At 61.1% G+C, this 22,192-nt stretch carries 22 protein-coding genes and 3 pseudogenes; 8 read left to right on the forward strand and 17 right to left on the reverse strand.

Annotated elements, in window-relative coordinates:
* Window positions 1–35: 35 nt before the first annotated feature.
* Genes vgrG through DID96_RS25625 form a run of 8 tightly spaced genes read right to left on the reverse strand, consistent with a single transcriptional unit; the run spans window position 36 to window position 6,799 of the window.
* Entirely contained in the window at window positions 36–1,802 is a 1,767-nt protein-coding gene (vgrG, locus tag DID96_RS25590) for a type VI secretion system tip protein VgrG (RefSeq protein WP_124602048.1), read from the reverse strand.
* A complete protein-coding gene (locus DID96_RS25595; protein WP_124602049.1) occupies window positions 1,799–2,521 on the reverse strand; it encodes a LysM peptidoglycan-binding domain-containing protein in 723 nt (240 codons plus the stop codon). Before DID96_RS25595 ends, vgrG begins: the two co-directional genes overlap by 4 nt.
* Complete coding sequence (locus DID96_RS25600) at window positions 2,521–2,715, reverse strand: DUF5908 family protein (RefSeq protein ID WP_124602050.1); 195 nt, start codon at window positions 2,713–2,715, stop codon at window positions 2,521–2,523. Before DID96_RS25600 ends, DID96_RS25595 begins: the two co-directional genes overlap by 1 nt.
* 44 nt (window positions 2,716–2,759) lie before the next feature.
* On the reverse strand, window positions 2,760–3,215 hold the full coding sequence (locus tag DID96_RS25605; RefSeq protein ID WP_124602051.1) for a phage tail protein: 456 nt from the start codon (window positions 3,213–3,215) through the stop codon (window positions 2,760–2,762).
* A 5-nt stretch (window positions 3,216–3,220) separates the two neighbouring features.
* Window positions 3,221–3,667 carry a phage tail protein gene (locus tag DID96_RS25610; RefSeq protein WP_124602052.1) on the reverse strand — a complete coding sequence of 149 codons (447 nt, stop codon included), beginning with the start codon at window positions 3,665–3,667 and terminating at the stop codon, window positions 3,221–3,223.
* A gap of 47 nt (window positions 3,668–3,714) precedes the next feature.
* Window positions 3,715–5,100, reverse strand: a complete 1,386-nt coding sequence (locus DID96_RS25615) for a phage tail sheath C-terminal domain-containing protein (protein WP_221624611.1) — start codon at window positions 5,098–5,100, stop codon at window positions 3,715–3,717.
* A gap of 36 nt (window positions 5,101–5,136) precedes the next feature.
* Complete coding sequence (locus DID96_RS25620; RefSeq protein WP_124602054.1) at window positions 5,137–6,153, reverse strand: hypothetical protein; 1,017 nt, start codon at window positions 6,151–6,153, stop codon at window positions 5,137–5,139.
* Window positions 6,154–6,172: 19 nt separating this feature from the next.
* Entirely contained in the window at window positions 6,173–6,799 is a 627-nt protein-coding gene (locus DID96_RS25625) for a DUF4255 domain-containing protein (RefSeq protein WP_124602055.1), read from the reverse strand.
* A gap of 462 nt (window positions 6,800–7,261) precedes the next feature.
* On the opposite strand from DID96_RS25625, the gene DID96_RS25630 reads away from it, so the two are divergent.
* The gene (locus tag DID96_RS25630) at window positions 7,262–8,680 is read left to right on the forward strand and encodes an alkaline phosphatase family protein (RefSeq protein ID WP_124602056.1); all 1,419 of its coding nucleotides are present in this window, start codon (window positions 7,262–7,264) and stop codon (window positions 8,678–8,680) included.
* Here the strand turns inward: DID96_RS25630 and DID96_RS39055 are convergent.
* Window positions 8,677–8,978, reverse strand: a pseudogene (locus tag DID96_RS39055) (hypothetical protein); the annotation flags it as partial. The gene DID96_RS25630 and the pseudogene DID96_RS39055 overlap by 4 nt on opposite strands.
* 213 nt (window positions 8,979–9,191) lie before the next feature.
* Here DID96_RS39055 and DID96_RS25640 point away from each other — a divergent pair.
* The gene (locus tag DID96_RS25640) at window positions 9,192–10,223 is read left to right on the forward strand and encodes a hypothetical protein (RefSeq protein ID WP_124602057.1); all 1,032 of its coding nucleotides are present in this window, start codon (window positions 9,192–9,194) and stop codon (window positions 10,221–10,223) included.
* Window positions 10,224–10,402: 179 nt separating this feature from the next.
* On the opposite strand, the gene DID96_RS25645 is transcribed toward DID96_RS25640, so the two are convergent.
* Window positions 10,403–11,545 (reverse strand): OpgC domain-containing protein, encoded by a 1,143-nt coding sequence (locus DID96_RS25645; RefSeq protein WP_124602058.1) that lies wholly within the window; start codon window positions 11,543–11,545, stop codon window positions 10,403–10,405.
* A gap of 1,344 nt (window positions 11,546–12,889) precedes the next feature.
* On the opposite strand from DID96_RS25645, the gene DID96_RS25650 reads away from it, so the two are divergent.
* Together DID96_RS25650 and DID96_RS25655 are read left to right on the forward strand one after the other, a co-directional pair.
* Window positions 12,890–13,084: a hypothetical protein gene (locus DID96_RS25650; RefSeq protein WP_124602059.1), complete on the forward strand. Its 195-nt coding sequence runs from the start codon at window positions 12,890–12,892 to the stop codon at window positions 13,082–13,084.
* Window positions 13,081–13,284 (forward strand): cupin domain-containing protein, encoded by a 204-nt coding sequence (locus tag DID96_RS25655; protein WP_124602060.1) that lies wholly within the window; start codon window positions 13,081–13,083, stop codon window positions 13,282–13,284. Before DID96_RS25650 ends, DID96_RS25655 begins: the two co-directional genes overlap by 4 nt.
* Window positions 13,285–13,345: 61 nt before the next feature.
* Here the strand turns inward: DID96_RS25655 and DID96_RS25660 are convergent, their stop codons facing one another.
* The 3 genes and pseudogenes from DID96_RS25660 to DID96_RS25670 all read right to left on the reverse strand — a co-directional run.
* Complete coding sequence (locus DID96_RS25660) at window positions 13,346–14,470, reverse strand: succinylglutamate desuccinylase/aspartoacylase family protein (RefSeq protein WP_124602061.1); 1,125 nt, start codon at window positions 14,468–14,470, stop codon at window positions 13,346–13,348.
* Between the two features lie 48 nt (window positions 14,471–14,518).
* Complete coding sequence (locus DID96_RS25665) at window positions 14,519–15,661, reverse strand: succinylglutamate desuccinylase/aspartoacylase family protein (protein ID WP_124602062.1); 1,143 nt, start codon at window positions 15,659–15,661, stop codon at window positions 14,519–14,521.
* Between the two features lie 112 nt (window positions 15,662–15,773).
* Window positions 15,774–15,941: pseudogene (locus DID96_RS25670) on the reverse strand (ornithine cyclodeaminase family protein); the annotation flags it as partial.
* Window positions 15,942–16,150: 209 nt separating this feature from the next.
* Between DID96_RS25670 and DID96_RS25675 the strand changes: the two are divergent.
* On the forward strand, window positions 16,151–16,933 hold the full coding sequence (locus DID96_RS25675; RefSeq protein WP_124602063.1) for a transporter substrate-binding domain-containing protein: 783 nt from the start codon (window positions 16,151–16,153) through the stop codon (window positions 16,931–16,933).
* Window positions 16,934–17,016: 83 nt separating this feature from the next.
* Entirely contained in the window at window positions 17,017–18,141 is a 1,125-nt protein-coding gene (locus DID96_RS25680) for an aminotransferase (protein ID WP_124602064.1), read from the forward strand.
* Window positions 18,142–18,250: 109 nt separating this feature from the next.
* Here DID96_RS25680 and DID96_RS38680 read toward each other — a convergent pair whose 3' ends face one another.
* From DID96_RS38680 to DID96_RS39600, 4 genes are all read right to left on the reverse strand, one after another.
* Window positions 18,251–18,466 (reverse strand): hypothetical protein, encoded by a 216-nt coding sequence (locus DID96_RS38680; protein ID WP_221624612.1) that lies wholly within the window; start codon window positions 18,464–18,466, stop codon window positions 18,251–18,253.
* Between the two features lie 126 nt (window positions 18,467–18,592).
* Window positions 18,593–19,300 carry a transcriptional regulator gene (locus DID96_RS25690; protein WP_124602065.1) on the reverse strand — a complete coding sequence of 236 codons (708 nt, stop codon included), beginning with the start codon at window positions 19,298–19,300 and terminating at the stop codon, window positions 18,593–18,595.
* Between the two features lie 52 nt (window positions 19,301–19,352).
* Entirely contained in the window at window positions 19,353–19,577 is a 225-nt protein-coding gene (locus DID96_RS39595; RefSeq protein ID WP_409333814.1) for a transporter substrate-binding domain-containing protein, read from the reverse strand.
* A 63-nt stretch (window positions 19,578–19,640) separates the two neighbouring features.
* Entirely contained in the window at window positions 19,641–19,988 is a 348-nt protein-coding gene (locus DID96_RS39600) for a transporter substrate-binding domain-containing protein (RefSeq protein ID WP_409333815.1), read from the reverse strand.
* On the opposite strand from DID96_RS39600, the pseudogene DID96_RS38430 reads away from it, so the two are divergent.
* Both DID96_RS38430 and hflK read left to right on the forward strand, forming a co-directional pair.
* Window positions 19,923–20,087, forward strand: a pseudogene (locus tag DID96_RS38430) (transposase zinc-binding domain-containing protein); the annotation flags it as partial. The gene DID96_RS39600 and the pseudogene DID96_RS38430 sit on opposite strands and share 66 nt — an antisense overlap.
* Before the next feature lie 152 nt (window positions 20,088–20,239).
* Window positions 20,240–22,135 carry a protease modulator HflK gene (gene hflK / locus DID96_RS25705; protein ID WP_124602068.1) on the forward strand — a complete coding sequence of 632 codons (1,896 nt, stop codon included), beginning with the start codon at window positions 20,240–20,242 and terminating at the stop codon, window positions 22,133–22,135.
* Window positions 22,136–22,192: the final 57 nt, after the last annotated feature.

Genomic DNA, 22,192 nt, shown 5'->3' on the forward strand with positions numbered 1-22,192 from the left:
TCCATGCACCTGCCCGACCGCCCTGACGGCGCGCGTCAATTGATCCGCACCATGCCGCCGCTGATCACCGTCGTCGCGTCGCCGTTGATCTTGGTCTGCGCACCCGACAGCTCTGCCGTCCCGGTGCCAGTGGCCTTGAAACCGCTTTGCGCGCTGAATTCCGCGTTCATGCCCGACAGCTTGACGTCCTTGGCCGCCTTGAAGACCAGATCCTTCGCGCTTTCGATCGTGATGCCGTTGGCGTCGAGCGTGATCCTGTTGTCGTTCTCGTCTTGCAGAACGATGCTCTTGCCGTCCTCCGACAATACGATTCGGTTCCCGGCCGGCGTCTCGAAGCTGATGGCCTTCTTTTCGTCGTCGAAGGTGAGCTTCAGCTTCTCGCGGCTGACGTAACCCTTGTGGTTGTTGTCGTCCCTCGCAGGCTCGGGCGATGGCTTCGCGCTGCTGTTGCATTGCCCGAGCACCACGGGAAAGCGCGGATCCTGGCCCAGGAAGCCCACCACGACCTCATCGCCGATTTCCGGGCGGAAATACGTCCCGCGGCCCTTGCCCGCATCGAGCGTCGCGATGCGCGCCCAGATGCCGTCATCGCTGGTGGACACGAGCGGCAGCCGGCACTTGATGCGATCTTCGCCGGCCGGGTCGTTCCCGAGCTGCGTTACCACGCCGATCTGGAGCCCCAGCACCGACGGCAACAGCCCCGCCGCCGGCAGCGGCCGCAGGTTGTAGGTCTCGGCGAACAGCGCAGGGTTGAGGCCGAACTGCACGTCGGTCTCCCAATTGCCGCCCGACAGCGTGTGCCGCACGCCGGACACGTAGAGCTTGCCCTCGAACCGTGCGCCGATCCCGCCGATCTGCACGATCTTGCCGGGCAGCACGCCTGCGAAGCCCTGGCACCGCGCCCGTCCGCGCAGCCGCGCCAGCCGCATCCGCATGAGCCGGGCGTCTGCCCACGCCTGCAATTGAGGCTGGTCGATGGCGCCGCCGTGCGTGATCTCGTCCGTGTCGTCGCCGAGGACCCTGGCCAGATCTGCCGCCCCAATGTTGCCGGCCAGCGGCGTGGCGGGCTCGCTGCCGTCCGCGCTGACGGTCGCCTGGTCAGCCGCGTTCCAGCTGACCGCCTTGATCCCCTTGCTCTGCCAGCGCGCATCCATCTCCACGTCCAGTTCGAGCACCGTTGCGCCGTAGGTCATCTGCAGCACCGGCGCGCCATCCATCCTGGGCCTCGCAATCGTGATCCGGTCGTCCCCGACCATCACGACCTGGCCATTCGCTTCCGCGCGGCACAACACGAAGTCCCAGTCGGTCGCGTCGTACTGCACCACTTCGTCAAGGTTCGGCAGCGTCGCCTCGACATCATGGGACATCGCATGGGCGACGAGGATGTCCTCCATGATGTCGCTATCCTTCTTGCCGACGAAGTAATGGCTCTTGCGCGCTGCCGTCAGCTTCACGGCGTCGGCGTAGCAATCGACGCTCAGCACGCCACCACTTTTGCGGACCTTCAGGTGCTGCTTGACGATCGTTCCCTTGAAGACCGTCTCGTTCTGCGAGCGGTAACCGAGCTGGATCTCGATCGCCTTACCCGGCACGAACAGGTCGGAATTGCTGGCCGGAAACGTCGCCTTCGCGGCTTCGCCATCATCGAACTGCAACGAGGCCGACGGAATCCGGTTGAGCTCGCGGCTCACCGTCAACGACAGCAGGTGCAACGTATCGGGCACAACCTGACCGCCCACCAGGATCACGGCGGTGCAGACGTCCGGGGTCGCCGCGGTCGGGATCGTCGACGTGTCGCTCACCTCGTGCTCCCCGTCGAGACGTTCGTTCTGGCGACCGGCGGAAACTCGAGCCTGTCACCCGGTTTCAGGCTGCGGAAATTCGACAACCGGTTGCGATCGGCAACCTGCAGATAGAGCCTCGGATCGCCGTAGATCTCATAGCAGAGTTGCGGCAGCGTATCGCCGAGCTTCACGATGCGGACATGTGTGAGGTCGGGCGATTGCTTGTTCTCCTTGGCCGCGCGCTTCTCTTCCTCGATGCTGCTCTTGAACGTCACCTTGGCGGTCGCGCGAATCGGGGTACCGTCGGACTTGAACAGCTTGTACGTGATGTCGACCGCGGTTGCGCGGCCCTTGAAAATCGAGTTCTCGCCCCAGACGAGCTTGAAGTGACGTGGCTCGTGCGAATCGCCCTGGTAGTCGACGAGCACCGTCCTGAAGCGCTTGAGATCGTCGGCGACCGAGTCGCGCGGCTCGCCGTCGATGATGCCGGTGTTGTCGAACAGGAATTCGAACGACATTTCAGACGGTTCTGTGTATTCGTACTTGAGCTGCTTGCCGCTGGTGCCCTGCCCCTGACCGCCCTGCGAAAATTTCAGCTTGTACGACAGCGTGTAGTTCTCCGGGTTGATCAGCGCTTCGAACGAATCGTCGGCCTCGGCGACGCCGCCGCTCTCGGCCGCCTTCGAATCGGCAAACGCGAGGATCAGCATTTTGCCGTGCTTACCGGGTAGCGCCATCACCGCTCCTTCATCGCCTGTAGGATCTGCAATACCTGCTCGACGCACTCGGCCACGACCTCGTCCTTGCCAGCGCCGTGCTCGTCGTGTCCCGCGCCCTTCGCAGCGACGGTATTCGATGCGCCGCCGGCCGTCTCGGGCGGCTTGCCCAAGACCGTGACGCGAATGTGCAACTCCTTGATCTCGACCGGCATATCCGCCCATCCCGTGAGAAATGTCGAACGAAACAGCACGCGCGCTACGTCGAATCCTGAAGGCTGAAATACCGGTAACTGAGCTCCATCGTTTCGATCACGAGCGCGCTCTCGTTGGCGTTGAAATCGCTGACCAGCCACTTCTTCGGTATCGCATGTGCGACGTTCCACGTGCGCAGCGGGGCGCCCTTCTCGTTCATCAGAATCACGTGGATGTCGGCGGGCGTAAACTGCCGGTCGCGAAACGCGGCCGTGAACCAGTCGAGCACCGCCGAACTCATCAGCATGCCGCGCTTGAGCACCATGTCCGCATACTTGGTCCGGATCGGCAGCTTGTGCTCGAAGCGGTTTTCACCGCCCTCCTTGAAGCTCTCGTAGTCGTATTCCACCGACAGGCCGGACACAGTCTGGAAACGCGCATCGGCCGTCGGTGCGGGCCCGTCGCCCAGCATGAACTCGACCTTGTAGTAGAAGCTCCACGGCGGGTAGTAGTCGCTCATGATCGTCATCCGCCGATGTCGATATGGCTCAGCCCCTCGTGCGCGATCTCGATGCTCTCGATCGCGATCTCGTTCGCGTCGGACTTCAGATCGGGCGCCGTGACTTTCAACGGAAAGCAGCGGGACGCCTTCCACGCGGCCACCGGCTGATGCTTCTCGTTGAGCAGGCGAATAATCACGTCGCGCCGCTTGTTCGCACGATCGTCGGCGACTTCGTCGTACCACGTGTTGAAGTCGACATCATTCTCGAACTTGCCGCGCTTGAGCACGATCGCAGCCGTCTTCTGCAATCCGGGCTGCGCAATCTTGTGGAAATCCTGGCTGTCACTGTGGCGGTATTCGATCTTCTCGCGCTCCATGACCAGCCCCGTCACTTCGGTGAAACTGATCATCGTTCCGTTCCAGTCGACCTGGAAATGGAACCGCGGCAAGGGGTACGGTAGTGGGCTCATCGCTTCGCTCCTCTTCAGGTCCGATCACACATTCAGATCGAGATAGGTCACGACACCGGCATCTTTTGAACGAACTGGAGCACGATGAATTCGGCGGGCCGCACGGGTGCCAGCGCGACCACCACGATCATGCGTCCTTCCAGCACGTCGAGCGCCGTCATCGTGTTGCCGAGACCGACCGACACCGAAAAGGCATCCGAAGTCTTCGCCCCCATCAATGCGCCCTGGCGCCAGAGTGTAGTCAGGAAGTTCTCGATCATGCCCTTGACCTTGACCCAGGTGTTTGCATCGTTCGGCTCGAACACGAATTGCATCGTCGCCTTGCGGATCGACTCCTCCGCAAAGATGCAGAAGCGCCGCACGTTGACGTAGCGCCACTCGTTGTCGTTGCCGGCGAGCGTGCGTGCGCCCCATACCAGCGTACCCATGCCAGTGAACGCGCGAATCGCGTTGATCGACTTGCCGCTCCCCGCATCGACATTGAGCGAATCCTGTGTGTCGTTATCGATCTGGATGGTCGGCTGGATCGCGTTTGCCACGCCGACATTCGCAGGCGCCTTCCACACACCGCGCGCATTGTCGACCGCAGCGTAGATACCCGCGACGGCGCCCGCAGGCGGCAGCTTGCACGTCAATTGATTGATGGCACCGAGCGCCATGTGGTACTGATCGTTATGTTTCGCCTCGAGCGAGCTGAGCGAAGCTGCAGCACCGCCGTCGACGATTACGTCCGTCTTGCTCGGGTCATAGTTGAAACGGATCATGGTTTCCACGTTAGGCGCATAGGCCGCGCCGTATTTCAGTTCGTCCGAACCCCAGGCGTTGTTTCTGAAATTGCCGGCGGCGGCCAACACGTCGGCCTTCGCATCGTTCAGCGACAGGCCATCCCCCCCGTGCATGTCCATGATCACGAAGCGATCCTGCAGCGCCGTACACTGCTTCAGCGCTTGGTCGTGCAACGCATCATAGGCTGCGAGCGTCAGATACTGCGCCTCGGGGAAGACGATCAGGGTCGGCTCGTCCACCTTGCCGACGGCCTGAAGTCCGCTCTTCAGCTCGTCCCCGTCCAGATCCTTGTAGTTCGCGACGGAACAGATGTAGCAAGGGCCTCCGCCATTGTCGAAATACATCCTCAGCGCATACCACATCATGTGTTTCGAACGATCAGCCTCATCGATCTTCGCGTACGCGCTGCTCGACGCGGTCGTGATCGTCACCTTGATCTTGGTTTCCTTGTCGGCGAAACCGTAATATTTCTCGTAGTCCATCATCGACCTGATGCGCGTCGGCTTCATCGTCAGGTCCCCATCCGTCGTCATCGTCGCGAACTGGGTATAGCCGATAAAGGCGGGAATCGCCGTGGCCACTCCGGCGACCGACGGTGGCAGCGTCGCGATCTCTTTGACGTAGACGCCTGGTGTGTTGTAAGCCATGAGCATCCCCTTTCAGCAAAATAGGACAGTGTTCGCCTAGATGTAAATCTCCGACACGAGCTGGGTGATTCGGGCACCGCTCTGCTGAGCCTTGACGATGCCTCGGGAAGGCTTTTGCCCGGTACCGGCATTGCCGAAATACGTAAGCGGCAGCGGTGCCGGCTCCGTTGCCTTGAGCGCGCCGGTCCCCTTGTCGAGATACGTCCAACGCGTCGAGCGGTTCTTGAAGCGCACCTGATAGACAGGCGCGGGCACCTTGGGGGCGCCGGCTCCGTCGACGAAGCTGAACGCATCGTCATCGCCGCGCACCGCCGTCAGCCGAATCAGTGCAAACACGTCGTCACGCACGTCGTCGGACAACTGCAGGCCGCGTGCGGGCGCCCCGGTCACACCTGCCGGCGGCACGATGGCCGGCGCATCGCCCTGATTGACGTATACGGGAAGCGTCGCCACCGCGCCCAGCTGCTGCATCGTTGCAGCGGGATTGTCGCTCGTGAGCTGCGACAGCGTGCCGCCCGACAGTACCAGTGCTTCGACCTGATCGCTCGCGCTCGGCGCCGGGTAGTCGCGAGACAGGTACAACACGGTGTCCGCGCCGAAGTTGCGCTTGGCGCCAGTCAGATTGTCCAGCACAGGAACGCCTTCCTTGTAGCGGTAGACGGCCCGTCCCGGAGCGTGGTCGGTCGGATCGAATGCGTCGTAGATGCGCTGTGGGCGGAAAGTCAGCGCCGTGTAGTCGACGAACCGCCGATCGGCAACCGAAACGACGAACGCGAACGCCGCGTCCGCCGCGACGCTCGCACCGTCCGGCGCGGCGACGACGAAGCCCAGCGGCGTCAGCATAACGAGGCATCGCAGGTCGCCCAACTGCCTGCGCGTCGACGGCGTCGGCGCGACGCTGAGCACCGGTCGAACATCATAGGTCAGGAGCCGCTCTGCCTGCTTGTCCGCAGCCAGCGAGTCGAACACGATGATGCCGTCGTCGAGCCAGTAATGATGCAGAAGCCTGACTTCAAATAGACGCTTGTAGGAATTCGTTGTGCGCTCGCCCATGTCAACCGTCGCCGTGCTCTTATTGATAGGTGCCGTTGACCACCTCGGTGATGAGTCCGGCCTCAGCCTGGGCGGCCTTGAACGTCATCTCGAGTAGCCGCAGCGTATACAGCGCGAACGGATATTGTTTGCCGCCGAGCGTCCCCCACAGGTGATTCACCTCCTCCATGGTCGGCGAATAGATGTCGAAGATCAGCTTGAAGGTTTCGAGTTGATCGAGCGCATTCGTGGGCGCGTTGGTCACCAGCGAAGCCGGCGCGACCGAGTTCTGATCGAACACGTTCGTAGACTGGAAGAACTTGATCGCGCGCGAAAGCAGCAGCAGCGCATTCGAGTAATTCGTATGCGTCGCGACAATCAGAATGTGGAAATTCAGAAAGACGGGCGGGTTCCGGTAGACGACACGCAGCGTTGCGTCGTTGCGGACCTGGGTCGCCAGGTTCTTGAGCGTCTTCTCCTCGCGGATGTTGACCATCGAGAAACCGAGGACATCGCGAGGCATCGCCCCCGGATTGCCGGCGCCGCCACCGACGCCTTCGGCGATATTTCCGAGCCTGACCTGCGGCGCAACCGCTGGCGGATCGTAGTTCTCGCTCAAGTGTCGCTCGAGCTCGTTCGCAACGATGGTCAAAGCATGCGCAAGCATACGTTCTCTCCTGGCTCGAACGCTGTTGGCCAGATACCGCTGCAAATTCGCAATCCAGCACCAATTCTAGAGTATGCCGCCCGATTATCAAGCCTGAATTAGCGAATTCCTTTCACTTTTCAATTGCATTCAATTTGAATTTCAAAAAAATTGTTTTAAAAATTCCCTACATAAATTTACGTATGATGATATGCGTGTAATTTTTTTGTCAAAAAGAATTGCAGCGCCATCGCCAATCGCCCATGCGATGCGCTTTCCCTGTAGCAACCCCAGTCGAATCCGCAATGGTCATCGGTCGAAATAACCGGGAATTTCCTTGGCGAAGGCGAATTTCGTCAAGTAGCATAAATCGGAAAGCAGCAGACACGCGTTGTCTAAGCCGTGCCGACTCGCCCCGGTCTGGCCGTGCGTGTTTTCAAGACCCAAGCTCCTGAAAAAAATCTGTCATCTTTGGAGAAGCCAATGGCAAATATCGAACACTTCGTGGTTCTCATGCTGGAGAACCGTTCTTTCGACCACATCTTCGGGCTTCGCGACGGCGTGAACGGAATCCATGATGCGGGAGGCATTCCGGTCCTGGTGAACGTGGACGGCGGGCGCGAGATTCCAGTCCAGGGCGGCGCCCCGTTCTCCATTCCGACCAAGCACGGGCGCGGGCCGTTCCACAACGTCGTGGACGTCAACGAGCAGCTTTTCGGTGACAAGGATGCGCAGGGCAAGGCAACAGGAAGCGGCTTCGTTTCGAGCTACCGCGAAGCGCTCGAACACGATACCCGGGGCGACTTCACCGATCAGGACGTGGATGTCGTGATGAAGGTATTCAGTCCAGCCGACCTGCCCGCGATCAACGCGCTCGCCGATCACTTCGTGCTATGCGAGCAATGGTTCTGTGAAGTGCCGGGCCCGACCCATCCCAATCGCCTGTATGTTCATGCGGGCACGTCGGAAGGATTCGCCCACAACGTCTTCAAGCGACCATTCGATTCCCTCACGATCTACGAACTGGTCGAGCGCGCCGGCAAGACCTGGGCGGTCTACGACTTTGATCTGAACGAGGTCAAGAACTTTACCCGACTGGCGGACAAGACGGAGAATTTCCGCCGCTTCAAGCCGCGGTTCGCCCAAGACATTGAGAACGGGGCACTGCCGAACTACTCGTTCATCCTCCCACGGTTCAGCTCCACGCACTATGCACCACAGAACGATCAGCACGCCCCCGCGGACATACGTTGGGGCGAGCATCTCATCGCGGATGTCTACGACGCCCTACGCGCGAATGACGAGACGTGGGGCAAGTGCGCGCTCATCGTCACGTACGACGAGCACGGTGGCTTCCCCGACCATGTGATTCCGCCTGCCGCATCGAATCCCGATGGCATCGACTCGCCGCGCCCCGACGATAACGACGGCAATCATCAGCCGCCCGAATTTGCGTTCGATCGCTTGGGCCTCCGTGTGCCGGCCCTGATTGTGTCGCCATGGGTCGAGAAAGGCAAGGTGTGCCAGGACCAGTTGCAGCACACGTCGATCCTGAAGACCGTGCGAGAGGCGTTCAATATCGACCGGTCGTTGAGCCGGAGGGAGGAACTGGCGGTGTCATTTGCCCACCTGTTCACCGAGGCGGCAGCCAGGACTGACGCACCGCAAAAACTGCCGCGACCGACGATGTCTCAACTCGCGCCGGCTGTGCACCATGCGAATCCCGGCAATCACGTGCCGGACGACCTGCAGACCGAGATGCTCGACGGGCTCATTCAGGCAACCAGGCTCAGTCATCCGGAGGATGAGGACACGCCGGTGGAAACCCCTCCGTCGCAAGCCGAAGTCTCTGCACTGGCGCACCAGCGTTGGGCGCGACACGAGAAGTGGGTGAAGAGTTAATCAAAGTCAGTGAGCGGGCGGCTTCGTCGCGGATGAAACCGCACGGGCACTCGAGCAGCCTGAAGAAGCCCGCGCCCGAGCAGGCTAGCATAGCGCCGCGTACGCCGAACGCCCACGGCGCGATCTCGGTAGGACGCCGGACCGTGTTGACGACCGCGCCAAGCGGCGGCGCATCGATCGTCACGCGGTCGCCGAGGTGGTGCGTGAAGCCGCCGCCGGGTGCGTCGCGATTCTTGCTTGGCGCGAACATCTTGCCGAGGGACAGCATGAAGCCGTCCGGAGACTGGTGACGTACACCCCGCGCCTGCCGCATCTCGCATGCACGGTCGTTTTCTTGACAGGTCATTTCTCCGCTTCTACGTTTCTTATGGAACAGCCGCGAACCAGAGCGGCGCCGGCGCGGTCTACGCCGGCGCCGCTGCATCTCGGGCTCGTTCCCCTGGGCCGCATGAATTGGCTCCAACGCATTGGTGGTCGTCGTCGAGAGCTTGATAAAGCATGAGGTGCTGAAATGGAAACCGTCAATGAACTTATCATGCTGATTCCGGGCATGACCAGAAGTGTTCGTGAGCACTATGCGGCACGTCTATCCGATGGCATCGAGGGTTACCTTGAGACGCACGGCGAATCCGTCGAGTCGTTTCATCGAGTCGGAGGCGACGATAACGACCGCACACGGTTCGATATTCGGCTCAGGAATGGTCAACGCAAGATCATCGATATCGTCGAAATCTTCTGGAATGACCTCAGGCCACCGCTCGCCCCGTCTTCGGCCCCCCTTCTGGGGGGCCTTCTCGTCCGGTATTGGCTTAGGCTTCGTCACTGGAACGCGATACCGCGGACGTCCAGATCACTGCATTGGGCATTCTGCTCTGGGGCCTTGTTCCTGCTCGTTTGGTACCTGTTGACTTTGCTGGTTTTTTTTCAGTTCGCCCAGTTGCTTTTCTCGTTGTTCCTGCCGTCGCACGTTGGAACTGTCGCGGGATGGCTATGGGTCGGCGTCACAGGGCTGCTCGCATCCGGCTTCGTCACGTCCAACATCGATAGCTCCTACGCGGCTTATTGCTATCTGAACAACCGCGGGGGATTTTGCGATCGGGTACGACGGCGCATCGTCAATGCCTTCTGGGAGATTAGCCCACAGTTGGCAAGCTACCAACGTATTACATTGCTCGCGCATAGTTTCGGCAGCGCTGTCGCGGTCGACGCAATCGCACGGATCGTCGCCGACGCAGACGCCGCTCCGCCGCTGCAACCATTTGATTTGGTCACGGCAGGCAGTCCGTTGGAGTTCCTGATCTCCCGCGATCGCACATATGAGCAGAGAATACAGCGCTGCAAGGCCTCAGCACTGGTCTGCCGTTGGCTCGACTTCTACGCGTTGACCGACTCGCTATGCAGCAAGGTACCACTCGGAAATGAATCGAAATGCTCGAACGAGGGCGTCGCATTGGGATATTCGGAATTCGAAGCCTTCCTGGGCCTGGCACATGACGCCTATTTCGAACATCCGCGAGTGCTCCAGGCCGTGCTAGCTTTGTGATCGACCGCGACCATGCAACCCACCGTTGTCGTCCGTTAGGGCGGCTTGAGAATGCGCCGCATGCAGCCCGACTTCCCCTTCCTTGCCGGCATCGGACGAGGCACTTGGCAGCGGGCCGCTGACTTTCTCGGCCGCAGCAACCTGCGGAGTCCAGTCGTTGGCGAAGAGATTTGGGTGGCTTAGGCTGCGTCCGCGGTCTGTTGGCGTCGCCTGGGTTGCAGTTCCGCGCCCTCGTTCCTGCGTCGCACCGTAATGCGCTGCTTGCGTCGACGGACTACCCACGCTGTGGTCATCACCGTGACGACGGCAAGCGCGTCGCCGACCAGCCCGGCCACAAACGGCGCACGATACGGCCCAGCATTACGCATGGCCGTATCGATGACGAGCGATGCGACCGAGCCGACGACAAAACAAGCCATCCCCTGCTGGCCGACGTTCACGATGCTCCGTGCGCGATTTGCAACGTTGCGCAACCATCCGCGATGCACCATGACCGCGACCGGCCAAGCGATTGCGGCGAAGCTGACGATGCGCAGCGGGGCGAGATGCTGTTTCATCACGCCCGGCATCGGCTGCGTTTGAAGCATCAGCTTCGAAACAGCGAAACTCAGCGCGACACCAACCGAGATACGGGTCAGCCACACACCGGTACGAGACCCGTAGAGGGCTGCCGGAGCCGGATGCAATCGCACGAGCATTCCCAATACGAACATCAGCTGCCATGCGAACGGATTGAATCCCCAGCCGCTCGCGTTCTCGCTCGGCAGTACTTCGCCAAACAGCGGCGCAAGCAGCCATATTGCGAGACTGCCGAAAAGCGTGACTCGCGGTGAACAGCGCGCGCATGGTACCAGCGCGCTCGCACCGAGCGCGAACAGTGCGTACATCGGCAAAACCGCCGCGAGATAAGGCTGATGCCGGAAGATCGCAATATCGCCGGCCATCTCCAGTGGCTGTCTCGCAAACAGGGGCCATTCGGTGAGCTCGAGCATTGGCGTGCGCAGATGAAACAGCGTCATCAGCGCACCGCAGCCTAGCATCAACGCAGCCGTGACGAGATAGGCGCGATAGATCTCTCCACTACGCTGAATGAACCGGGCAATCGCCGCGCCCGCACCACGGTTCGTCGCAATTGCGGTGTAGGCAGCGGCCGAAGCATAGCCGCCCAGGAACACGAATACCTCAGCCGCGTCGCAATAAGCATAATTGTGCAGCATGAATTTCGCCAATGCGCTGCCGGATATGTGATCGACCGCAATCACGATCAGCACGACTCCCCGAAGAAAGTCGACCTCGACGGATCGGCGCAGATCGCTTGTCATTCACCTCTCCAGATCCAGAATCGACACGGCAGCCGCCTCCTTTCCCCAAGCGGGGCCTTTTCGGCTATGCCAAACTCATGCCAAACGAATGGAGTCCTTGACTGGTCGTGCTTCTGCGATGCCCCAGTCATAGTTGATTTGCGAGAATCGAAAGAAATGTTTCACTTTCGATACGCGCGGTGAGTGAGCTGTTGGAATTGAATCGCCGTTCTCACACATGCGGCAGCAGTTCGACACGGACTGCTGACAGGCGGCGCGCTTACGCGGCAAATAGATGCGGCTCCACCCGCATCCCGTCCGCCGGGTAGCACCGCAGATACGATCGCGCCTTGTTGGCCCATGCTGTATATAAACGCAGTGCTTGCGCGTCATGGGCTACTTTGTTCTCCTCGACCGTCGATACCACTCGCGCGGCTGACGATCCGCGACTTGGGCGGCGCAGCATATTGCAACACTGGAATTTCAGGCCGCCCATCCCGAAAACGCTCACCATGCAGTTGCTTTCCATCGCATACGATTGGGTGGGTTGACCGATAACTCGTCTGCATCCGCGAGAAGATCCTGCATAGGATCGCATGCAGGTTCCAAACGAGTGCCGTCGTCAAGCCATGCTCAGCGACGGCATCGACCAAGACACATCAGCTCACGCCGATCAAATCAGCTCACGTGAAAGCTAACTTGAGCTAATCCGGTCTCCAGTACCGTGTGCGCAGTCCTCGATGCCCGCAACCGAACCTCAGGACCCCCACCGCCTGTGACGAAGGGTACGGCACGGCGTCGACGGCCTCGGTCGCCCGCGCTCTTTCATGTGATCACTCATGCGCGGGCCGCGCACGTGTTGGCCCAGTCCGGCGCTTCAGTCCGCGGCACTGCCGGCTGCCAGCCGACCCTCATGCGCGGCGCTTGTGCCGCTCACGACGATGCGAGACCGTCTCTCTGACGGTCGTCAACAACAGGATGCTTGAGCCAGGACCAGGCGGTTATCCGACGGTTGATCATTCTGATATGCGCGGAAGTTGCCATTTTTGTCGCGTTCCAGCGAAGAACGTTGCACCGAGATTGAGAATTTGTCGCGCAGCGTCACCGAAACCTTGTATTTTGTCGCGTTCCAGCGAAAAAAGCTCAGCGCTCCTCGCGGATTTGTCGCGTAGCGTCGCTTGAATGCCCGAATTTATCGCAAAGCAGCGAAGGAAGCATTAATCAGGCGTCTGCAGGCTCTTGGGCGTGCGGCACGCTCGCATTCGGGGTGGCCGGCATCCTATACGCGTTCGCGGACCTGCCTGTGCATCAGTCCGCGGCGCCGCCGGATGCCAGCCGGGCCCGATAGTCGGCCAGCAGCAACCGGTGCGCGTCGACTTGCGCGGCCAGTTGGGTGCGCTCCGCCGTGAGCGTCCCGAGCGCGTCCCGGGCGCGCGCCGCGAGTTCGCTTTCCAGCGCGCCGCCCCGCGCCTGCGCCGCGTCGCGTTCGGCCTCGGCGCGGGCCTGCTGGGCCAGCGTCTGCCCCAGTGCGGCCTGGACCTGTTCGCCGTGCGTGAGTGACTCGCGCAGACGCTTGGCCGGTCGTCAACCGGCCCGATACGGAGTTCACGTACATCCTTTCCGGACGCGCTAACCTGACCGATGACGCGAGCGGCGAAGTCGTCGAAATCGGAGCCGGCGACCTCGTCATCCTGCCGCCCGGCTGGACCGGGCGTTGGGATGTCATTGAACCGGTAAGAAAAGTCTACGCGATTTACTGATGCGCGGCTCGCGTGCGTGCCTTGTCCTTGGCCGGCACGCCGCGGGCGGGAAGACCGCAGATCAGTCCGGAAGAAGCGCTCCCTTGATACGCCCCGGAATTCTCTCGTTCCCCGCGACCATCGCGATCCGCTGCCCAGCTAGGACATAGTGGACGTGCATTCTGGCGACAAGTATTCCGTCCGTGCGCGATTGAACTGTTGTGCGATACATCGCTCGATCGGGCGCCTCGCCAACGATCTCGGCAATCACCGCGCCCCTTTCGACATACGTTCCAACTGGAACACGCCAGCTGACAACTCCTGACTGGGCTGCTTTCAGATGATCGACTGCTTCAAGCGCGGTGATTGCTGGCGTCTTTCGTTGCGAATCCGCGTGGCGGTCTACAACGAAGCCTTCGAGACGCAGAAAATCAAGCAATGCGTCGGCGTCACGAATCGCTAGCTCGTCAGACACGTCGCGTTGTCCGCGCAATTCGACAACTGCGGCGAAGCCGTGACGGGAATCACACGTTAGACCGGATTGCCGCAGCGCAGTCCAGGCTTCGTGAAACGCTTGATCGAACGTTCCGCCACCAGCATGGTCTTCGAGAAGCAGCACGGGAGCCTCCAGGCATTGCGCGAGTGAGACAGCACGCTTCTCATGCGCCCAATTGCTGTACACGTGCATGATGGCCGTTTTGTCACAATGCAAATCGAGCGCCATATCATGCGCGAAAGCGCGCGATAGCAATGTCGCTTTCAGAGATTCGACTGGATCGGTACCTTGTGCTGCTTGCGCCGCAATCGCGATCAGCCACATCTTTGCGTCGCGAAGTGTACGGGGCCGATCCGCAGCGCAGCCCCGTCGGGCGATCTCTGAACGAATATCCGGAAAACGACGATCGAAATTGCCACTCCCCGCACAATCGAAGCGTCCGGTCAGCGCGCCGCCGACTACCTGTTGCATACCGATTGGATTTGCCCAGGTCATGACAGTGATACGCCCGCACAACGCCCCGGCTTGCTCCAGCGATGCAAGCCGCTCCAGCAGATGCTGAATCACGAGAAGCCCCGGCACCTCGCCGGCATGCAATGCCGCTTGAACGTAGAGCGAGCGATCTGCATCAACCGATCCGAATGCGTATTCGCACAACGTCAGGCGCATCCCTGATGCTGTACCAGGTAGCGGTATTTCCAGTCTCTCCATTACTCTTGCTCCCCGTCTACGGTCGGCCTGACATGCATGATGGGACGGCTAGAAATCGAGCAGCAAATTGCCGGGTTCACGTCCGGCGAGCGCGACATCTCCGGCGATCAATGCTGCCCGCTGCCCCGGCCTCACTAGTTTTTGCAACTGACGCACGACCAGGACGCCGCTGATCGGACTAGTCACTTGGACGCGCGAATTGATCGCCCCGTCGAGACGCACGATTTCGGCGAATGTCTCGCCCGCACCAACATGTTCTCCGGGCATACGCTTATAGACGATCACGCCCGCACAAGGACATCTGACATGCGCCGCTCCTTGGAGAGGAAATACCGCAGGCGGTTCGCTCAACCGAGGCGTGTCGTCTGTGTCTGGCAAGACCACCACCCCCTCTGACTCGGCGAAGTGCAACAAGCGTCGAGCGTCGTCCATCGCCAATGCATCATTGACGTCGGCCTGACCTCGCAACTCGATCGTCGCCGAGAAACCGCTTTCGTCCGCGTCGAACAGACCTGCCTGCTGCAATTCGCCCCATGCACTCGAATGCGTTTGATCAAATGCCCCTCCGCCAGCTTGTTCCGGCTCGAGCATCACCACCGGCGCCCCGATCAGGCGAGCCAGCTTTACGGCTCGCTCACGCTGCAGCGCCGACGCATAGACGTGTGCGATCGCATCGGTGTCACAATGCAGATCAAGGACGATATCGTGATCGATCGCGAGCTTGGCCAGTTCGAGCTTCATCGCCGCAGCGGGGCTCAATTCATCGCGCTCACCAATCAAGCTTCGGAAATAGCGCTTCCACTGGTGTCGCGTCAGATCGCGTGCAACCGGCTCCTGCAAACGCATTGCAACGCCCTGATCCAGCAGCGGGAAATTGCGATTGAAGTTTTCCCCGTTCTCGAAATCGAAGCGCCCCACGACAGGACCGAACAATCGTTGAGACAAACCGATTGGGTTTGCGTACGGCACCACCGTGACACAGCCGGTGATCCTTCCGGCACCGTCGAGCGCATGTAGTGCCTCGAGCAGATGTTGCAACACCAGCAGGCCCGGGTGTTCGTCGGCATGCAGTCCGGCATGCAGATAGATACTGCGCCCGTTATCAGGGTGACCGAATTGATGCGCTGTCAGGTGCAGTGCAACCCCCGGCGCCGGGGACGGCAGAGGAATCTCGATTCGTTGATAGGTCACGCGTTGTCTCCTCGAGCGTGCCCCGGCAGCTGAAATAGGCGCCGCCGGATACGCATGTCTTCAATCAGTGTTCGACCACGCGGGTGACGTGTCGATACAGCGCCGTGGCGACTGCGATATCGGGGAAAAGCGTCAGGGTCTGCGGCGGTTGCACCGCGCGGCCGTCCGCCAGCGACCGAAACATTCGCTCCAGCGCACCACGCGTATCCAGTTCCGGCAATGCAGCGCGGACCCGCGCCTCATCCACTACGCGCGGTAAGTCGTTCAGTAGAGCACTCATCTAGTGATCTCGGGGAACCCGCTCCATGTCATCTGATTAGATTTTTTAGTCTACTATGGACTTTTTACTTTTGGAAGCAGATACTTGCCGACAATGTCTCAAATGGACAATTCGTCTACCCCTCAGCTTTGCATTGCAAGGTAGCCCGCCGAGGCCCGCGGACCAACAGGTTACGGCCCCGTTATTCGATTACCACCTACGGAGTTGGTATGAACATGAAGCACCTGGTTTGCGCCGTCGCCCTGTCCCTGGGAACGGCTGGAGTCGCATTCGCAGGCGGCAATGCCGCGCTGAGGATCGGCATCGAAGCCGCCTACCCTCCATTCGAGAGCAAAACGGCGGCCGGGCAACTGCAGGGTTTCGATATCGATATCGGAAATGCAGTTTGCGCAAAGATGAAAGTCAAGTGCGTGTGGGTCGAGAATGCTTTCGACGGTCTCCTGCCTGCGCTTCAGGCCCGCAAATTCGACTTGGTCAACTCGGCGTTGAACATTACCCAAAAGCGCAAGCAGCTCGTCGATTTCACCCCGCCGATCTACGTCGTCCCAATGGTAATGGTCGCCCGCAAAAATTCCGGACTATTGCCCGACGCCGCTCACCTCCAAGGCAAGCGCATCGGCGTGCTACAAGGGTCGTCGCAGGAGGACTTCCTGAAGCGCAACTGGGAGCCGCACGGGATCGTGACTACGCCGTACCAAGACCAGAATTTGGTTTATGCGGACCTCGCCTCTGGTCGCCTGGATGCTACTGTCCTGGAATCTCAGACTGCTCAAGAGGGCTTCCTGGACAAACCTGAGGGTCGCGACTTTGCGATGATCGGCCAACCACTGCAAGATCCGGTGACCCTCGGTGAAGGCGTCGGCTGGGCGTTCAGGAGGCAAGACACCGCACTTCGCGGTCAGGTCTCGGCCGCGCTTGCCGAGCTGAAAAAGGACGGCACATTGAGCAAGCTGTCGGTTCAATACTTCAAACGCGACATCATCGCCAAGTAGCCGTCGCGGCCACTACGCGGACATCATTTTCTCTACATGCGGCCGCGGTTTGGCCGCTCAACCATCTCACGGAAGGAATGGTCATGAAGATCAAGGAATTCGGCGTTGAGCGCTGGATGGATCTCTACGAAAATCATTGCACGTACAACCTCGCGGAGACCTGTGTCGAATCTCTGACAGTCGATCAACTGCTCACGATGACAGGCCGCCAGGAAACCGTGCTCGACGACCTGCGTCCGATGAAGCTGACATATGGCGTGATCGAAGGCACGCAGCGCCTGCGCGAGGCGATCGCCGGTACGTACTTGCGGCAATCGGCATCGAATGTCATCGTCACGCACGGCGCGATCGGTGGAAACGCGCTCATCTACGAAACGCTCGTTGAGCCCGGCGATACCGTCGTGTCGGTACTGCCGACCTACCAGCAGCACTATTCGATTCCCGAGAGCTACGGCGCGAACGTCAAGATCCTCAAGCTTCGCGAAGAAAACCAATTTTTGCCGGATCTCGACGAACTCGAATCGCTCGTCGATGATAAGACACGTCTCATCGCGATCAACAACCCGAACAATCCGACCGGGTCGCTGATGGACGAAGCATTCCTCGAGAAGATTGTCGAGATCGCAAGGCGCTGCGACGCATATGTTCTCTGCGACGAAGTTTATCGTGGGACCGACCAGGTCGGCAGCGGCTACAGCGCGTCGATTGCAGACCTCTACGAGCGCGGCATCAGCACCGCAAGTATGTCGAAGACTTACTCCCTCGCAGGGCTACGTCTAGGCTGGATTGCCGGACCGGTCGAGTTGATTCACGCAGTCAGCGTACATCGCGACTACAACACGATCAGCGTCGGCATGATTGACGACTACTTTGCGACGCTCGCGCTTGAGCATCGCGACGCGATCTTGAAACGCAATCACGACATCGTACGCACCAATCTCGCGATTCTGAGCGCATGGGTCGAACGCGAGCCGACGATCTCGTGGGTCAAGCCCAAGTCTGGGACGACGGCGCTACTCAAGTACGCGTTCGACATGCCGTCGCGTGAATTCTGCACGGAACTGCTCGAGGCGACGGGTGTGATGTTTACGCCGGGTAGCGCGCTCGACATGGAGGGTTACGTACGAATCGGGTATGCGAACAGCCGCACTGTTCTGGAGGACGGGCTCACGCGCGTGTCCGACTTCCTGCGAAGCAAAGTCAGCTGATTCTCTTCGGATAGTCATTCGGGGCGGCCCGTGGCCGCCTCGACCGAATGCCACACCGCGGAGCAACGTGACGTCCGCGCCGGCCTGCGATGCAACGCATTAATGCACGTCACGCGTCTTCGCGCATTTGCCTCAAATCGGCCGCTTCCGAAATCAGGCGACGGATTGCCGTGCCGACACCGGAAATCAGGCTCCCTCCCCCAACCGACGCAAACACCGCGTCGAGCTTCACGGGCGATGTCGTGCTCGCCGCGTAGACTGTGACCGGCACGCCCGCGAGCTTGCGCGCAAGTGCCACGCCCTGACCGTGGTTCCCGCTCGACACCGTCAGAACTCCGTTTCACCGCGTCTTCGGATCGAGCATCCGCACCTTGTTCGTGGCACCGCGAAGCTTGAACGAACCGGTAAGTTGCAGGTGTTCGCACTTCAGATACACCAGACAAATCTTCTGTCACCCTTCACCTCTCAGATCTTTCAGGTAGTTAAAAATCGTTGCGCGAGCTAATGCAAGGACCTTTGCGACATAGTTCGCAGCACTCTTTCCATTGAACGCGCCTTCCGCGTACAGGGCGGCAACCAACTCGCGCTTATGTTCCCGTGTAAGCATCGACAACGTGAGCTTACGTTCCTGCAACCAGTGATCGAGGAAGACATTCACACGATCCTGCCAATCGTCACGGAACAGCTTCTCCGGTTGAGGTTGCAGCACCGCACTCGACAGCAACAGTTCGAGCGCCTGCTTCGCCTGGTCGAGAGCCGCCAGGTGAAAGTTGATACACATGACCCCGATTGGCTCGCCCGCTTCAGTCCGCAATACACCCGTGATCGAGCGGATCTTGCGACCGTCCCAGCCAAGCTTTTCGTACGGGCCGATCACGTTTTCCTGCGCGTCAAAGCCGATTTCCTCGAGCGCCGAATCGTCACCGATCTCCCGTTTGGACAGATTGTTCGCGACATAAGCGACTGTTTGGGTCGCGAGGTCGTGCAGTACGACTTCTGTATAAGGCTGGAAAAGCTGCGCGATCGCATCGGCAACTACGCGGTACGGGGCAATCTCCCCCGTACCCGCCGGCCGCCTACTACTCCTTGCTACGCTCGACTTTGTCCGACCGTTTGCCTTGCCAGTGGAGTCGTTTGCGGGGGTTTGTGCTCTGCTCATGTCTTTTTTTCCAAATCGGCGCAGACCTGACGCGGTACACGTCCATCGCCGTTCAATGCACGGCCAGGTCCACGGTAAAGTACTTTTTCAGAAGCTGCTGATAGGTGCTGTTGCGTTTGAGTTCGGCAAATGCACCATTGAGCGCCTCGCGGAGTTGGTTGTCGCCCTTGCGCACGGCAATACCGACACCCGTACCGATAATTTTCGCATCATTGACGGGATTGCCAGCGAATGCGAAGTCCTTTCCGTTCGGCTTGCTCAGGAAGCCGAGACTCACCGCCGTCGATTCCACAAACGTTGCATCGATACGGCCGGTAACGAGGTCCGCGTACGCCTCGTCTTAGGTCTGATAGCTCTGGACGTTCACATTCTTCGACGCCCACATTTGTTTGGCAAATTGTTCCTGAATCGAGCCCTGCAGGGCGCCCACACTATGTCCCCCGAGGGACTCTGGCGTCGGCAGCAGCTTGCTACCCTTGCGGGCGACAAGCTGAGCCGGAGTCAGATACAACGGCTCCGTGAAATCCACTTGTTCGGCGCGTTTCGAGCTGATGTTCATTGCCGAGTCGATTGCACCGAATTTGCGAGCCTGCAATCGAGAGAGCAGGCCGTCGAAAGAGTTCACGTCGAGCAGCGCGACGCCTGCGGACACCAGCGTATCGCGTACAACTCCTGCCGCAACCGGCACTGTCCGAAGTGCCAGTCGCTCGCCCCGGCCCGCTGGCTCGACGAACGCCAGGCGGACCTGTTGCCCGTTCCGTACTTCCACGTGGTCTTCACCGTACCGTAACAGATCGCGGCGATCGCGTTCTAGGGTCTGTTCATTGTTCCAATCACGTTGGCCACCTTGAGTTTCATCATCCGCCGCGCTACATTGCCGCTCGCAGAATTCCGCACGGACTCCTGCGCACCCTGTAACGCGTACGTAAGGAATCCCCGATGGAGCAACAGGCGGAAAGCAACGACGACATTCCCGGCAGCCCGGCCGGCCGCGACGCACTCGCGCCGGTCGCAGGGGCCGCCGCGTTGCTTGTTGCCGCGCTCGGCACGCTGGGCGCCGTCGACATCCTGCCTGCCGACCTGCGCTGGTGCGCACCGCTTGCCAGCGCATGGTGCAACGTGCTCGTCGTCGCGATCGGCGTGCTGCTCGCCGGCCGCGCACGCCGCCATCCCCCGGAAGGATCGGCAGCCACGCTGCTCGGCGACTGGCTGCGCAATGCGTTCAGCCGCAAGCGGGAGCCGGAGTACGACGACAACCCGTGGCCGGCGATTGCCGCGGCGATCGATTGGCGGCCGTGGGCCGTCACCGCTGGTGGCGCGCTCTCCGTCGCGCTTGCCGCGCTTGCGTGGCAGCCGCCGTCGCCCGTCATGCTGGTTCGCGCGATGGCTGCGCCCGAACCCACGCTCGCGGCCAGCGCCGCCTGCATCGTGCTTGCCTTTCTCACGCTCGTCGCCGAACGCCATCATGCGGCAGCCGCCAGCGGTTCGGCGGTTTCCGCGTCGCTCACGCGGGTGCTGCGCGTCGCGCTCGTCACCGCGCTCGCAGGTGCGCTGGCCGGCGCATGGTTCGCATTCCAGCATCGCACGGCGGACTGGCTCGTGCATGCGATCGCGCTGTTCAACGCAGCCGTCGCCGCCGAACTGGCCCTGCGCGGCGTGCTGTCATGGTTTGCGGTGCCGCGCGGTGCGGTTGTACCGACCAGCGCGATCGCCGGGCTGCTGAGCCGGCGCCCGTCGCCGATCGCATCGCTCGGCGCCGAACTGCGCCATCGCTACGGCATCGACCTGCGGCAGAGCTGGGGCTGGCGCAGCTTCGTGCGGCTGCTGCCTGCAGCACTCGCCGCCACCGTCGCCTGCGCGTGGCTGCTCACCGCCGTCGTCGTGCTGAACCCGGAGCAGCGCGCGGTGTATGAACGGTTCGGCGCGCCGGCCGCGGTCTGGCAGCCGGGCCTGCACGTCGGTCTGCCCTGGCCGTTCGGGCGCGCGCGCATCGTCGACAACGGCGCGGTGCACCAGGTCGCGATCGCGGGTAGCGCGAACGACGGCGGCGCCGATACGTCGCCGGTGCTTGCCGACGGCCCGACGCCCGAACGCCTCGACCGTCTGTGGGATGTGCCGCATCCGTGGGAAACCACCCAGGTGATCGCCGGCGCGAACGGCGACCGCCAGAACTTCCAGATCGTCAACGCCGACGTGCGGGTCGACTACCGTCTCGGCCCGACCGATGCCGATGCGCGCGCGGCGCTCTATCGCACGATCGACCCGGAAAGCACGGTGCGCACAAGCGCCAATCGCGCACTTGTGCACTACCTCGCGTCGCATACGCTCGAATCGCTGCTCGAAACGAATCAGGCCGCGATGGCCGATCAGTTGAAGCGCGCGATCCAGCAGCAGCTCGACCGCTTGCAAAGCGGCGTTGAAGTGATTGCGGTCGTGATCGAGAGCGTGCATCCACCGACCGGTGCGGCCGCCGCCTTCCACGACGTACAGGCTGCGCAGATCCGCGCACAGGGCAGCGTCGCGCAGGCGCGCGGTTTCGCGGCCGGCCTGCTCGGCAACGCGCAGCAGCAGGCGCTCGAACGGGTCGCACACGCTGAAGCACAGGCCGGCGACACGGTGTCGTCGGCGCGCGTGCAACAGATCGATTTCGACGCCGACCTGGTCGCGTACCGGCTCGGCGGCCCCGCGTTTCCGTTCGAGTATTACCTCGACCGGCTGCAACGCGGCCTGCGCAACGCGCGCATGACGATCATCGACGACCGGCTGGCCGACGGCACGCGGGCGACCGTCGATCTTCGCAATACACCCGCCGGCGATCTGGCCGGCATCCATTGACATGTCGCGGCGATTTCCGCGCGGAAGGCGCAACACGGCGGCAGGCCGTTTTGCCGC

The organism is Burkholderia sp. Bp8963 (assembly GCF_003854275.1).
Taxonomy (GTDB): domain Bacteria; phylum Pseudomonadota; class Gammaproteobacteria; order Burkholderiales; family Burkholderiaceae; genus Burkholderia.